Source organism: Halobaculum halobium, from assembly GCF_030127145.1.
Lineage (GTDB): Archaea > Halobacteriota > Halobacteria > Halobacteriales > Haloferacaceae > Halobaculum > Halobaculum halobium.
In genome coordinates this window covers 1,875,527-1,889,074 of sequence record NZ_CP126158.1, presented here as the reverse complement: position 1 = coordinate 1,889,074, position 13,548 = coordinate 1,875,527, and the positions used below count along the sequence as shown (strand labels likewise).

Below are 13,548 nucleotides of genomic sequence, written 5' to 3'. Positions count from 1 at the left end.
GGAGCGACTCAACGGCGGGGGGACCGTTCACACCGGCGTCCGGTACGGTCAAACTCGCGTGAAGGACAACCCAAATCGGCGCGAGGTGTCGATCGAGTCGCCGGAAAAGAATATGAAGTGCTGCCGGAGCCCGAGCGATCGGGAGGCAGTCGCCGTTCAGAACGTCTCGAGGTAGCGGTCCAGCTCCCAGTCGGAGACGTCGACGCGGAACTCGTCGTACTCGGCGGACTTGGCCTCCACGAACTTCTCGGCGACGTGCTCGCCGAGCGCGTCCTGGACGACCTCGTCCGCTTCGAGTGCGTCGAGCGCTTCGCCGAGGTTCGACGGGAGCGTGGTGATGCCGTACTCCTCACGCTTCTGCTCGTCGAACTCGTAGATGTTCTCGCGGACCGGGTCGTCGCACTCGAGTTCGCGCTCGATGCCGTCGAGGCCGGCGTGGATGAGCGCCGCGAACGCGAGGTATGGGTTACACGAGGGGTCGGGGAAGCGCGCCTCGATGCGGGAGGCGGCCGGCACGCGCGCGGCCGGCTTGCGGATGAGCGCCGAGCGGTTCCGGTCGGACCACGCGACGTACACGGGCGCTTCGTAGCCTGGGACGAGCCGCTTGTAGGAGTTCACCGTCGGGTTCGTCACCGCCGCGAGCGCCTCGGCGTGATCGAGGATGCCGGCGGTGAACTGCTTGGCCGTCTCCGAGAGGTCGAACTCGTCGTCGCCGTCGTGGAAGGCGTTCTCGCCGTCCTCGGTGAACAGCGAGATGTGGGTGTGCATCCCCGAGCCGTTGATCTTCGGGATCGGCTTGGGCATGAACGTCGCGTGGAGGTCGTGCTGGGCCGCGATGGCGCGCACGACGGTGCGGAAGGTGCCGACGTTGTCGGCGGTGGTGAGGGCGTCGTCGTACTCGAAGTTGATCTCGTGTTGGCCCTCGGCGACCTCGTGGTGGGAGGCCTCGATCTCGAAGCCCATGTCCTCCAGGCCGTAGATGATGTCGCGGCGCACGTCGCTGGCGAGGTCCTTCGGCGCGAGGTCGAAGTAGCCGCCCGCGTCGTTGGTCTTCGTCGTCGCGCGGCCGTCCTCGTCCTCCTCGAACAGGAAGAACTCCGGTTCGGGCGCGGCGTTGACTTCGTAGCCCATGTCCGCGGCGCGGTCGAGCGCGTCCTTCAGGACGCGGCGAGGGTCGCCCTCGAACGGCTCGCCCGTCGACGTGTCGATCACGTCACAGATGAGTCGGGCCGCGCCGCCCTCCTCGCCGTCGCGGGTCCGCCACGGGAGGACCGCGAACGTCTCGGGGTCGGGCTTGAGACGCATGTCCGACTCCTGGATCCGTACGAAGCCGTCGATCGAGGAGCCGTCGAAGTAGATGCCCTCGCTGAACGCCTTCTCCGCTTGCGTCGCCGGGACGGAGACGTTCTTTACCGTCCCCAAGATGTCCGTGAACTGGAGGCGGAGGAAGTCGATACCTTTCTCGTCGATCTCGTCGATGACGTCCTGCTCGGCGGCGCTGAGCCCGCCGTCCGGTTTGGTGTTACCGTCCGTCATGTTGTGACGTTTGACTCCATACACTCCCGGTATATAGGAGTTGACGGTCGGCGCAATTCCGCCCTTCCGCTCGTCTGCAGTGGACATCCGTCAAATTCTAAAGGGAGGCACCCGTGGTCGAGTGTAATGACGTACGAAAATCTCGACGCCAAGCTCGTCAACGCGCTCTTAGGAAACGGTCGCGCCAGCCTCCGATCGCTGGGCGAGGACCTCGACGTATCGGTGACCACCGTCTCGAATCACCTCCGCGACCTCGAAGACGAGGGCGTGATCGACGGGTACACGCCGCGGGTAAACTACGACCGACTCGGCTACGACGTGACGGCGATCGTCCAACTGAAAGTCGAGGGGAGTTCGCTGCCGGACATCGTCGAGCGCCTGCGCGAGCAAAAGCAGATGGTGTCCGTCTACGAGGTGACCGGCGACTACGACGTCATCGCGATCGGGAAGTTCCGCGACACCGACGAGATGAACGAGGGGATCAAGGGGCTGCTCGCCGACCAAGACATCCGCGAGACGAACACCTCGGTCGTGCTCAACACCGTCGTAGAGCACGCGCAGTTCGACCTCGACGTCGAGGAGTGAACAGTCGCTCGCGGGCGCGTACGTTCGAAAACACGCCGGATCAGTAACCGAGTCGACCGACCGCCGAGTTCAGACGATGAACTCGGTCACGTTTTCCATGTCCGTCCGGCAGAACGGACAGCGGTACCGGGTCGAGAAGCCACCGGACTGCGCCGTCGTCTTCGCCTCGAGTTCGTGCATCCCGATTTGACGGCCGCAGTCGGGACAGTTCACCTTGGGCACATTCGAGTGACACGGTCACACACGCATAAATCCCGATACCGTACCGCAGAGAGAAACCTATTAGTACACGCACTTCCGTGAACGTTGGAGACTCGACGTCTTGTACTAGCAACGGCGTCAAAATACCGACCGGGTGAGAGCTGGTCGCACACGGGGGCACAGAACGACCGCTGCCCTGCTCCGTGAGTTCAAGTGGATCGATCCGGTCGTCGGTCTGGTCGAAAATCGCGACGAACCGTTCGAACGTCGGTCGTCCGGGGACTCGTTCACGCTCACAGCCCGCTCCGTTTGTCGTCGCGGTCCCGCGCAGTTCGATCGCGTACGCTCCGCCGCTCACTCGTCCTCTCGGTCCTCAAAGACGAACGTCCCGTTCCGCTGAACGACCTCGCCGTCCAGTTCGATCACGGAGTCCTCGCTCATGTCGACGATCATGTCGACGTGCTCGGCGGACTCGTTGACTTCGTTGCCCTCGCCGACCGTCTCGGGGTACGCCGACCCGACGGCCATGTGGACGGTGTCGCCCATCTTCTCGTCGAACAGCATGTTGTACGTGAACCGGTCGATGGCGCGGTTCATCCCGATCCCGAGTTCGCCGAGGTAGCGCGCGTTCTCGTCGGTGTTGAACACGCCCTCCAGCACCTCCTCGTTGCGCTCGGCGGAGAACGCCTCGACGCGGCCGTCCTCGAACGTGAGCCGGACGCCTTCGATCTCCCGTCCCTGCCGATACAGCGGCAGGTCGAAGTACGCCTCGCCGTTCACGCTGTCTTTGACCGGCGCGGTGAACACCTCGCCGCCCGGGAGGTTCGCCTTCCCGTCGTCGTTGAGCGCGGTGTTGCCCGCGACCGACATCGTGATGTCCGTTTCCTCGCCCGACCGGATTCGGACCTCCTCCGCCTCGTCGATCAACTCGACCATCTGCTGTTGGAACTCCGCCTGTGCCTCCCAGTCGAGGCTCACGGCGTCGTACACGAAGTTCTCGTACTCCTCGGTGCTCATGCCCGCAAGTTGGGCGTGTCCCTGCGTCGGGAACTGCGTGAGACACCACGTCTTGGAGAGTCGTTCCTTCTGGACGGGCCGGCGTGCGCGGTTGTAGTCGGCGGTCGTCTCCGGGTCCACGTCGACCTTCTCGGAGACGTTGCCGCCGCTGCGGGCGATGACGAACGCGTCGGCCGCCTCGTAGAGTGCCAACTCGTGGTCGGGGAGCTCGAAGTCGTCCGCTCGTGCGCGCAGGTACGCGCGAGTGGCGCGCTGGGAGTTGTTCAGGTAGACCGGATTAGCGCCGATGTCACCGGCGTACTCGTGGAGGGCGACTGCCAGATCCTCGGCCTCGGCCGGAAGCTGGATGACGAGATCGTCGCCCGCCTCCAGTTCGATGGAGTGGTCGACGATGGTCTCTGCGTGTTCGCGGATACGCGGGTCCATGTCACGCGCTTGCTGTCCGGCGGAGTAGGGGTTTCGGTCGCCGCCCGCCGGTTCAGGGTTCCTCGACGCGCTGCAACGCGACACCGCCGTCGAACCCGCCGCGTTCGGTGGCCTTCTCGTGGCACCGCCGCTCGATCCGGTCGCGCCCGCGTCGCTCGACGAGCGTGTCCAGGGCCGCCGACAGGTCCGCCGCGTCGTCGCCGTCGTCGCTCACGGTCCCCCGTACCCCTGCTCGGTCGCCCACTCCCGAAGCTCGGCGTACACGTCCTCGCGGTCGTCGCGGTCGCCCGAGGCCAACACGCGGTACCGCTCGGTCGCGCGGTCCTCGACGACGGCGAACGACGTCGCCTCGGTCGTGATCAGCATTGCCGGCACGACCTCGGTACCCGATCGCTGGGCGATCACCTCGTGGTGAGCTTCGACGATCCGCTCGGAGTCGGTGAGACCACGAACCGCCGCCGCGCTCATCGGGTACGGAAGCGCGTCGATCAGCGACATCGGAAGCGGATCAGACCTCCAGTTTCTGCCGGAGTATCTCCGCGGCTGAGTCGAGCGCGTCGTCGAGCGCGCCGACGTCGGGGCCGCCGCCCTGGGCGAAGTCCGGGGGCCGCCGCCGCCGCCGCCGACGCGTCCGGCGAGTTCGCCGACGACCTCGCCGGCGTTGACCGCGACGCCGTCGGGGACGCCGACGACGAACGTCGCCGCGCCGCCGTCGCCGGACCCGAGCACGGCGATGCGACCGTCCTCGACGTGGGCGTTGGCGGTGGCGCGAAGCTCGTCGGTGTCGGCGTCCATCCGCTGGACGACCGCGACGGCGTCGCCCACGGCGACCTCCTCGCCGCCCGCCGCGGCCCGGAGCTCCGCCAGCTCTTCTTTCAGGCGGTCGATCGTCTTGCCGCGCTGTTTCCACTCGGTGAAGAAGCGCTCGGCCGTCTCGGGGACCTCCTGCGGATCGATCGAGAGCACCTCGGCGGCGTCGTACAGCGCGTCCTCGGTGCGGTGGGTCGCGTCGAGGGCGGCCTCGCCCGCGGCGAACACGAGTCGCTCGACGCCGTCTTGCACGGGTTCGGTCTTTAGCAGCTTGATCGCGCCGATGTCGCCCGTGCGGGCGACGTGGGTGCCGCCGCACGCCTGCACGTCCTCGCCGACGCGGATCAGCCGGATCTGCTCTCCCGGCGGAATGCCCCCCTGGTAGAGGTCGAAGCCGTGCTCGGACTCCGCCTCGTGGCGGTCGGGCCACTCCTGTTTCACGGGGAGGTTGCGGCGGACGAGGTCGTTGGCGACCTGCTCGATCGCCTTCACCTCCTCGCGCCTCACCCGGTCGTAATGGGTCACGTCGAGCCGGGAGGAGGTGAGTCCCTTCTGAGCCCCCGCCTGCCGGAGGTGCTCGCCGAGCACCTGTCGGGCCGCATAGCCGACGATGTGGGTCGCCGTGTGGTGGCGCATCAGCCGGCGGCGGCGCTCGCCGTCGACCTGGCCGGTGACGAACTCGCCTTTCCCGGGGTCCGCGTCGGTCCGGTGAAGCACCACGTCGCCGCGGATCTGCACGTCCTCGACCTCGACGGTCGTGTCCTCGCTGGAGAGGGTCCCGCGGTCGGCGGGCTGGCCGCCGCCCTCGGGGTAGAACATCGTCTGGTCGAGCACCACGTCGTAGCCGCCCTCGCGTTCGAACACGTCGAGGACGACGGCCTCGAACTCGGTGCGGTCCTGGTCGTCGTAGTAGAGCCGCTCGGTCTCCGGGAGGTCGTCGAGCCGCTCGTCGGCCGAGTCCTCGCGGTCGAACGCCTGCGCGGAGTCGTGGCGGGAGGCGACGAGCCCGTAGAAGTCGTCGGGGACCTCGACGGTCGCGCCGCGTTCGGCGGCGATCTCCTCGACCATGTCGGGTTGGATACCGTGGGAGTCGTAGAGTTCGATCAGTTCCTCGACCGGGATGGGATCGCCGGTGCCGGCGTACTCGTCGGCCAGCGCTTCGACCTTTCGGCCGCCGCGTTCGAGCGTCTCGCGGTACTTTTCGACCTCGGTCCGGACCATGTCGCGGATCGTGTCGCGGTTCTCGTAACCGAGGCGCTCCGCCTGCATGTCCACGAGTTCGTCCAGCGGGGCGTCGACGCCGACCTCGTCGACGAGGCGCTTCGTGCGGCGCAGCACCATCCGTGCGAGGTAGCCCGTCCCGACGTTCGAGGGGACGATCTCGTCGCCGAACATGTACGCGAGCGTCCGGCAGTGGTCCGCGATGGCGTAGATATTCTCCAGCGGTTCGAGGAGGGCCGTCAGTTCCTCGGTGTCGACGTCGAGCTTGTCGGCGATGTTGTCGCGGGCGGCCTCGATGTCCTCGGCCTCGTCGATGTCGAGGTGGCCCGCCAGCGTGGAGGCGCGACGGACCAGTTCCTCCTCCTCGTCGCTCAGGTCGATCCCGGCGTTGTTCTTCAGGAACTCGATCGCGTCGGGGTAGATGGCCTCGTAGACGGTCGGGGTGCCTTGGCTCATCCAAGTCCACCGCTCCAGTCCGTACCCCGTGTCCACGATGTACGTGTCCATCTCGGAGTACGTGTTGCCGTCCTTCAGTTCGTAGTCGCCCTCCGGGTCCTGCTCCAGCGACATGAAGACGAGCGTCGCCAGCTCGGCGCCCTTGTAGATGACCTCGATGGCGGGACCGGCGTTGCCGCCGCCGACCCACGGGTCCTCGATGTAGGTGATCTCCGACAGGTCCGCGCCCATCTCCTCGAACAGGCCGTCACACAGGCGGACGGTCTCGTCCTTCCAGTACACCTCGCCGGAGTAGGCGTATTTGTCGCCGACCTCCTCCTTGGCGTTGAACGCGTGGTGGGCCATCATCTCGAACGCCATCGTGTGACGGCCGGTCTTTCCCACGTTGTCGATGTCCTGCATCCGAATGCACGGCTGGCTGACCGTGAGGGGATTCGCCGGCGGCGGCGTCTGCCCGGAGGTGACCAGCGGCTGGAAATCGTAGATGGACGCCTGCGTGAGCAGCACGTCGTCTCGCCAGCGGTTCGCCGCGACCGGGTACGGCTCGATGCGCTCGTGGTTGTGGTCCTCGAAGTACGAAAGGAACGCCTCGCGCATCTCCTCCAGCGAGTACTCCTCGTCGAATCCGGGCTCGCCGATGAACGAGTAGTCCTCGCAGGGCGGCTCGCCGCACAGCTCCCGCTCGTCGTCGCGGGTCCAGAAGTGGTCCCCGCAGGAGGTACACTCCCGGCGGGAGAACCCCTCCTCCTCGAAGTAATCGAGGCGGTACTCCGCGGTAAGATCGCTCATTATCACGTTGTGCCCCGTCGTCGCGCAAAAGGGTTCCGGGCCGCGTTCGACGCGCAACGACGCCCGTTACTCTTAAATCGGGAACCGACAACATTGGGTAACTATGGCGGATCCTGTCGCGGAGCCGTCGACCGCCGTCCTCGTCGTGGCGGCAGCCGGCGCGACGGTTCCCGACGGATTGGTCGACGCGCTCGCGGACGCCACCGACGGCGAGGTCGACACCGTCGCCCCGAGTGCGCTCGATAACCGACTCGACGGGTCCCACTGCCCGGAGTCGGTGCTGGTAGTCGGTGACGCGTCGCTGTCGGAGGACGCCCGGGAGGCGCTGTCGACGACAGCCGCGTCGCTCGTCGCGTACGCCGAGCGCGAGCCGGACCCGGATGCGTCGTACGTCGACGGCTACGTCTCGCGGACGGCCGACGCCGACCGGGTCGTCGAGGAGATCGACCGCGCGTGCGACGGCGAGACGCGCCGACAGCTGCGAGCGGCGCGGCGACGAATGACCGAACTGCACGCCGGGACCGCCGACATCGCGGCCGCTGACGACGTCCAGAGTCTGTTCGAGCGGACGATCGCGGTGGCGCGGCGCGTGCTCGATTTCGACCACTGCGCGATCGCCGTCCACGAGAACGGCGAGATGGTGGTCCGCGCTCGCTCACAGGACGTGGACTGGCTCCGGCCACGGGTCCCCGTCGAGGACTCGGTCAGCGGGCAGGCGTTCCAGCGCGGCGAGACGCTGCATGTCGACGACATCTCGACGCGAGACATCTCCGACTCCGACGCAACCGGGTCGGGGATCTCGGTCCCGCTCGGCAGCGACGCCGTCTTTCAGACGATCTCGACGACGCCGTACGCGTTCGACGAGACCGACCGCGAGCTGGCGGAGCTGTTGGCGACGCACGTCGGACAGGCGTACGAGCGCCTGCGTGCCCAAGCCGGCCTGACGCGACGCGAACGGGTGATGACCGAGCTCCACGAGGCGGCTCCGCGACTCGTCGACGCCGACAGTGTGGACGCACTGTACAAGCTGGTCGTCGAGATCGCCCAGCGGGTGCTCGCGTTCGATCGCTCGTGTGTGTACACGGCCGACGCCGAGCGGTTTACGATGCGGGCGACGACCGACACCGACTTTCCGGGGGAGTTCCCGCGCGGGTTCGGCGCAATGGAGGTGAGCCACGTCGAGAGCCGCTCGTTCGTCATCGACGACGTCACCGACAGCGAGTTCGCGGAGTCGCACGACGGAACACCGCGTTCGCTCATCTCGGTGCCGTTCGCCGGCGACGCCGTCTTTCAGGCCGTCACCGAGCCCGTGGGCGCGTTCGACGACGGCGACCTGGAGTTCGCGGAGCTGCTCACGTCGTACGCGACGGCGACGCGCGAGCGGATCCGGTCGGAACGGGCGCTCCGGGAGGCCCGCCGGGTGACCGAACAGCTCCACGAGGCGGCGACCGACCTCGCGGCCGCCGACGACGAGGAGGCGCTGATCGCCCGGGCGATCCGCGCGTCCGAAGAGATCCTCTCGTTCGACAAGTCGACGCTCACGCTCAAGCGAGGCGACAAGCTCGTCCCCGCGGCCGACTCCACCGGCAGCCCGGTCGACGGCTCCCGACCGATGGACCTCGACGAAGGGATCGCCGGGCAGACGTTCCAGTCCGGGGAGTCGGTGCTCATCGAGGACGTCGACGAGACCGACGCCGCGGCGCCCGCGCGACCGGAGTACCGATCCGGGCTGTCGGTCCCGGTAGGCGACGTCGGGGTGTTCCAGGCAGTCTCCACCGTCCCCGGCGCGTTCACGCGCGACGACCTCAACCACGCGGAGTTGCTGATGTCCCACGTCGCCGTCTCGCTGGAGCGGGTGCGCACGGAACGGGACCTCCGCGCCGAGCGCGACCGACTGTCGGCGCTGTTCGAGAACATCCCCGACGCCGCCTTCTCGTTCGAGTTGGTCGACGGCGAGCCGGTCGTTCAGAACGTCAACTCCGCGTTCACCGACACGTTCGGCTACGACGAGGAGGTGGTCGGCGAGTCCATCGACGAGTACATCGTCCCCGACGACGCCGAAGCCGCATCGGAGGCGACCGAATTCAACGAGCGGCTCCGCAGCGGCGAGAGTCTGCGGCGGGAGTGTCGCCGCAAGACGGCGCGCGGTCTCCGCGACTTCCTGATGTACGTCGTCCCGCTGGAGTTGGGCGCCGAGAACGTCGGCGGCTACGCCATCTACTCCGACATCACCGAGCGTCGCGAACGCGAGCGGGCGCTGCGCCGACAGAACGAACGGCTCGACGAGTTCGCGAGCGTCGTCTCACACGACCTCCGCAATCCCCTGTCCGTCGCCGAGGGGTATCTCGAACTCGCCCAGGAGACGGGCGACGTCGAACACCTCGCCACCGTCAGCGGTGCCGTCGAGCGGATGCGTACCCTCGTCGACGACCTGCTCCGACTCGCCCGCGAGGGGCGCGTCGTCGGCGAAACGGAGCCGGTGGACGTCGCGGTCGCCGCCCGTGCGGCGTGGGGGAACGTCGACACCGGCGACGCGACGCTCTCGGTCGAGGACGGCCTCGACGTGGATGCGGACGAGGACCGCCTGCGTGAACTGTTCGAGAACCTGTTTCGCAACAGCATCGAGCACGGCGGAGACGCCCCGGCGGTCCGCGTGGAGGCGACTTCCACGGGGTTCGCGGTCGCCGACGACGGACCGGGGGTCCCGGCGGACCGTCGCGAGGAAGTGTTCGAAGTCGGGATCTCCACGGGGGAGGACGGCACCGGCTTCGGACTCGCCATCGTCCGGCGCATCGCCGAGGCGCACGGCTGGTCTGTGACCGTGACCGCCAGCGAGGACGGCGGTGCCCGCTTCGAGTTCAGCGGGGTGTGACTACTCGGAGGCGCGAGCGAACGAGCCACGCGAGTGAGCGACCGCCTCGGTCGACCCGCGCACCAACAGCGTGAGCGACCCTCAACCGACCCGCGCAGTGACGTGGTGAGGCCCGACAACCGACGGCCGATGGAGCGTCGTGTCGCCGACTCAGTTCAGAACGAGGAAGCGGTAGTTCAACACCGCCGCGAAGCAGACCCACGCGAGGTACGGGACGAGCAGCGCCGCGGCCCGCCGGTCGACGCGGGCGAACGCGCCGACGGTGCCCGCCAGCAGGACGGCGAGGGCCACGATGACCCCCAGCGCCGCGGCGATCTCTTGGAACGCGAAAAACGTCGGAGTCCACGCGACGTTGAACACGAACTGCACGACGAACGCGGCGAACGCGAGACGGCGCGCGCCCGACGGCTCCGCTCGGACCACCAGCCACACCGCCGCGCCAGAGAGCGTGAACAGCGCCGTCCAGACGACGCCGAACAGCCACGGCGGCGGGTAGAGTGCGGGCTTGGTCAACGCCTCGAACCACGCGGAACTCGGCCCGCCGAGGAGGGCGGGGACCGCGCCGGCGACGTTGACGAGAACGACGAGCGCGGCGAGGCCGACGAGACCGTCGAGGCGGTCGTCGAGCGCGGAGAGCGGGCCCGCGCGGTCGACGGTGGAGGGCGAGTCGGTCATATCCGAGTGGACGCGCTCAGGTGTGATAAAGCAACGTGGGCGGGACCGCGTTTCCCGGCGAGCGTCCGCTCAGGCGTCGTCAACCGGCCAGTTCACGACGCTTCGACGGCCGATTCGATGCGGTCGAGGGCCTCGTCCACGTCGTCGGCGTCGACGTCGAGGTGGGTACACAGCCGGCAGGTGTGGTCGCCGAAGGCGTGGAATTTCACGTCGGCGTCTTTGCAGGCCGCCGAGAGCTCTTCGCCCGTCAGCCCGGCCGCCTCGCTGTCGACCATCACGATGTTGGTGTCCGGTTCGGGCGCAGACAGCCCTTCGATCCGATTCAGCCCCTCTGCGAGGCGGGCCGCGTTGGCATGGTCGTCGGCCAGTCGGTCGACGTTCTCCAGCGCGAGCAGGCCGGGCGCCGCGATCATCCCCGCCTGTCGCATCGCGCCGCCGAACAACTTCCGGATGCGGCGGGCGCGCTGGATGAAGTCCGCGGAGCCCGCGAGCACCGACCCGACCGGCGCGCCCAGCCCCTTCGAGAGACAGAACATGACGCTGTCCACGTGCTCGGTCAGCTCAGCCGGGTCGACGTCGAGCGCGACACAGGCGTTGAGAAACCGCGCGCCGTCGAGGTGAACCGGGACGCCGAGGTCGTGTGCGGCGTCGGCCGCGGCGTCGATGTCGGCCTTCGGGACCGCGACGCCACCGCGGGAGTTGTGCGTGTTCTCCAGACACAGCAACCCCGTGCCGGGACGGTGGAGGTCCTCCTCGACGTACCCTTCGCGCACCTGCGCGGGCGTCGGGACGCAGCGGTCGCCGCAGTCGAGGATGCGCGGCTGCACCTGCGAGAGCTGCGGGATGCCGCCCAGCTCCCATTTGTACACGTGCGCCTGCTCGTCGCACAGCAGCTCTTGGCCACGGTCGGTGTGCGTCCGGATCGCGATCTGGTTGCCCATGGTCCCCGACGGGACGTACAGCGCTGCCGCCATGCCGGCGAGATCGGCCGCGCGCGCCTCCAACTCGTTCACCGTGGGGTCGTCCGCGTACACGTCGTCGCCGACGTCAGCGTCGCGAGCGGCATCGCGCATCTCGTCACTGGGCCGTGTCACCGTGTCCGACCGGAAATCGATCATGTTCGTCGGGTCGCTCTCGCCGTAGAAATACGGACCGGTCACGGCGCGGCGGCGCCCGTGACTGACTGCCCGCGTCGGCAGACCCCCGGGATTGAGGCCCTGCCGCGCCGAACTCCCGGTCGTGCCCTACGCATCGAACGGGGATGTGGATCTGTACTACGAGAGAGACGGCGAGGGCGGCGACGACCGCGACGTTGACGCCGTCGCGTTCTGCGGAGAGATCGGCTACGGGCCGTGGCAGTGGGGCTGGCAGCACGCCGCCGTCGCCGGGCCGTACCGGGCGATCGTCCCCGCGACGCGCGGCACCGGCGACTCCGACGCGCCACAGGGGCCGTATACGGTCGGGCAACTCGCCGCGGATCTGGACGCCGTGCTCGCCGACGCGGGAGTCCGCGCGACCCACGTCGTCGGCGTCGGCCTCGGCGGAATGGTCGCCCTACACGCGGCGCTGCGCTCCGAGCGCGTCCGGAAGCTCGCGCTCGTCGGCACGCCGGCGTATGGCAGCGGGCTGAACCCGGATCCCCTGTGGGCAGACCCCGCCGATCCGGACGCGCTCGAGTCGTCGCTGCGAGCGGCCGTGACCGACGAGTTCCTCGAGTACCAGCCGGACGTCGTCTCGCAGATCGTCGAGTGGCGCGCCGTCGAGGACGCCGACCGCACGGCGTGGACCGCCGCCCGCGAAGCTGTCGCCGAATTCGACGTCGCGGACCGGCTGTACGAGGTGTCGAACGAGGCGCTCGTGCTCCACGGGAGCGAGGACGCGGTGTGTCCGTCGACCAAGGGCGAGGAGCTCGCCGAGGGGCTGCCGCGCGGGGAGTTCGTCGAGATCGGCGGCGCCGGCCACCTCGCGAACGTGGAGGCGAGCCGCGAGGTGAACGACCGGATCGTGGCGTTCTTCGACGAGGAGTAGCCGACTGGAGCCGTCAGCGTCGCCGTCGGCGACGCCGGCGGAACTCGGCGGTGGCGCAAACCCTTTGCCCGCGAGCGACCCAGCACGCGTAATGACACGCCTCCGGCTCGCGCTGCTCAACGCGGCCCACGACGGTGCGAACACCGCCCGGAACTTCCGGCGGGAGCTCGACGCCGACCTCGCGGAGTTCGACGCGAACGCACGGGAGCTGCCCGAGCAGTTCGACTTCGATGGAGTGGTGATCACCGGCTCGCGATCCTCCGTCTACTGGGACGAGGAGTGGATCCCGCCGCTGGTCGAGTGGACCGCCGAGGCCGCCGAGCGCGGCCTGCCGATCCTCGGCGTCTGCTACGGCCACCAGGTGCTCGCGGAGGCCTTAGGGGGCCGCGTCGGCGGCATGGACGACTTCGAGATCGGGTACAACGAGGTCACCCACCGCGGCGACGACGAGCTGTTCGCGGGCATCGACGAGGAGTTCACTGTCTTCACCACCCACGGCGACGCGGTGGTCGAGCTCCCTCCGGGCGCAGAGCTGCTCGCCGAAAACGAGTTCGGCGTCCACGCGTTCCGCAAGGGGGACTGCTGGGGCGTCCAGTTCCATCCGGAATACGACATCGAGACCGCCGAGAGCGTCACCGACGGGAAACGCGACCGCATCGGCGACGAGCGCGTCGACGAGGTGCTCGCGGCGATCACGCCCGAGCGCTACGACGCCGCCTGCGAGGCGAAGGCGCTGTTCGACAACTTCACCGTCCACTGCAGCCGCGTCCGCGATGCGGAGTCGAACACCGAAGTCGAGGCCTGAGGGCGGTTGCGACGGGCCGGTCTGGGTGTGATATCGGCCCGGTCGATGCGCGAGAACGGGCCCGACCGGTCCTCGCCGCGCCACCCCTGTCGAAACCCATATCCCCTGCACCGCCGCATCGGCGGGC

General features: G+C 68.5%; 11 protein-coding genes and 1 pseudogene. 4 read left to right on the top strand and 8 right to left on the bottom strand.

Annotated features, from left to right (window positions below; genetic code table 11):
- Window positions 1–156: 156 nt before the first annotated feature.
- Complete coding sequence (gene glnA, locus P0Y41_RS09855) at window positions 157–1,536, bottom strand: type I glutamate--ammonia ligase (protein WP_284061178.1); 1,380 nt, start codon at window positions 1,534–1,536, stop codon at window positions 157–159.
- Window positions 1,537–1,662: 126 nt separating this feature from the next.
- Between glnA and lrp the strand changes: the two genes are divergently transcribed.
- The gene (gene lrp / locus P0Y41_RS09850; protein WP_284061177.1) at window positions 1,663–2,121 is read left to right on the top strand and encodes an HTH-type transcriptional regulator Lrp; all 459 of its coding nucleotides are present in this window, start codon (window positions 1,663–1,665) and stop codon (window positions 2,119–2,121) included.
- A 69-nt stretch (window positions 2,122–2,190) separates the two neighbouring features.
- Here the strand turns inward: lrp and P0Y41_RS09845 are convergent, their stop codons facing one another.
- The 5 genes and pseudogenes from P0Y41_RS09845 to alaS all read right to left on the bottom strand — a co-directional run bounded on the left by P0Y41_RS09845 (window position 2,191) and on the right by alaS (window position 7,041).
- The gene (locus P0Y41_RS09845; protein ID WP_159435754.1) at window positions 2,191–2,343 is read right to left on the bottom strand and encodes a hypothetical protein; all 153 of its coding nucleotides are present in this window, start codon (window positions 2,341–2,343) and stop codon (window positions 2,191–2,193) included.
- A gap of 333 nt (window positions 2,344–2,676) precedes the next feature.
- Window positions 2,677–3,765 (bottom strand): aminopeptidase, encoded by a 1,089-nt coding sequence (locus P0Y41_RS09840; protein WP_284061176.1) that lies wholly within the window; start codon window positions 3,763–3,765, stop codon window positions 2,677–2,679.
- A 52-nt stretch (window positions 3,766–3,817) separates the two neighbouring features.
- Window positions 3,818–3,979, bottom strand: coding sequence for a hypothetical protein (locus tag P0Y41_RS09835; RefSeq protein WP_284061175.1), 162 nt, complete (start codon window positions 3,977–3,979; stop codon window positions 3,818–3,820).
- On the bottom strand, window positions 3,976–4,233 hold the full coding sequence (locus P0Y41_RS09830; protein WP_490396653.1) for a DUF7964 domain-containing protein: 258 nt from the start codon (window positions 4,231–4,233) through the stop codon (window positions 3,976–3,978). The genes P0Y41_RS09835 and P0Y41_RS09830 overlap by 4 nt, the downstream gene beginning before the upstream one ends.
- 40 nt (window positions 4,234–4,273) lie before the next feature.
- Window positions 4,274–7,041 (bottom strand): annotated as a pseudogene (alaS, locus tag P0Y41_RS09825) (alanine--tRNA ligase).
- Window positions 7,042–7,144: 103 nt separating this feature from the next.
- Here alaS and P0Y41_RS09820 point away from each other — a divergent pair.
- Window positions 7,145–9,913: a GAF domain-containing protein gene (locus P0Y41_RS09820; RefSeq protein ID WP_284061173.1), complete on the top strand. Its 2,769-nt coding sequence runs from the start codon at window positions 7,145–7,147 to the stop codon at window positions 9,911–9,913.
- Window positions 9,914–10,063: 150 nt separating this feature from the next.
- Here P0Y41_RS09820 and P0Y41_RS09815 read toward each other — a convergent pair whose 3' ends face one another.
- Together P0Y41_RS09815 and P0Y41_RS09810 are read right to left on the bottom strand one after the other, a co-directional pair.
- A complete protein-coding gene (locus P0Y41_RS09815) occupies window positions 10,064–10,588 on the bottom strand; it encodes a TspO/MBR family protein (RefSeq protein WP_284061172.1) in 525 nt (174 codons plus the stop codon).
- Between the two features lie 92 nt (window positions 10,589–10,680).
- The gene (locus P0Y41_RS09810; RefSeq protein WP_284063396.1) at window positions 10,681–11,706 is read right to left on the bottom strand and encodes a threonine aldolase family protein; all 1,026 of its coding nucleotides are present in this window, start codon (window positions 11,704–11,706) and stop codon (window positions 10,681–10,683) included.
- Window positions 11,707–11,827: 121 nt separating this feature from the next.
- Here P0Y41_RS09810 and P0Y41_RS09805 point away from each other — a divergent pair, with 121 nt between their 5' ends.
- Window positions 11,828–12,616, top strand: a complete 789-nt coding sequence (locus P0Y41_RS09805; RefSeq protein WP_284061171.1) for an alpha/beta fold hydrolase — start codon at window positions 11,828–11,830, stop codon at window positions 12,614–12,616.
- A gap of 91 nt (window positions 12,617–12,707) precedes the next feature.
- Window positions 12,708–13,421 (top strand): type 1 glutamine amidotransferase, encoded by a 714-nt coding sequence (locus tag P0Y41_RS09800; protein ID WP_284061170.1) that lies wholly within the window; start codon window positions 12,708–12,710, stop codon window positions 13,419–13,421.
- Window positions 13,422–13,548 lie beyond the last annotated feature (127 nt).

Coding starts and splice junctions, on each gene's coding strand:
- lrp (WP_284061177.1), top strand. CDS start 1,663: ATGACGTACGAAAATCTCGACGCCAAGCTCGTCAACGCGCTCTTAGGA.
- P0Y41_RS09830 (WP_490396653.1), bottom strand. CDS start 4,233: ATGAGCGCGGCGGCGGTTCGTGGTCTCACCGACTCCGAGCGGATCGTC.
- P0Y41_RS09810 (WP_284063396.1), bottom strand. CDS start 11,706: ATGATCGATTTCCGGTCGGACACGGTGACACGGCCCAGTGACGAGATG.
- P0Y41_RS09815 (WP_284061172.1), bottom strand. CDS start 10,588: ATGACCGACTCGCCCTCCACCGTCGACCGCGCGGGCCCGCTCTCCGCG.
- glnA (WP_284061178.1), bottom strand. CDS start 1,536: ATGACGGACGGTAACACCAAACCGGACGGCGGGCTCAGCGCCGCCGAG.
- P0Y41_RS09820 (WP_284061173.1), top strand. CDS start 7,145: ATGGCGGATCCTGTCGCGGAGCCGTCGACCGCCGTCCTCGTCGTGGCG.
- P0Y41_RS09840 (WP_284061176.1), bottom strand. CDS start 3,765: ATGGACCCGCGTATCCGCGAACACGCAGAGACCATCGTCGACCACTCC.
- P0Y41_RS09800 (WP_284061170.1), top strand. CDS start 12,708: ATGACACGCCTCCGGCTCGCGCTGCTCAACGCGGCCCACGACGGTGCG.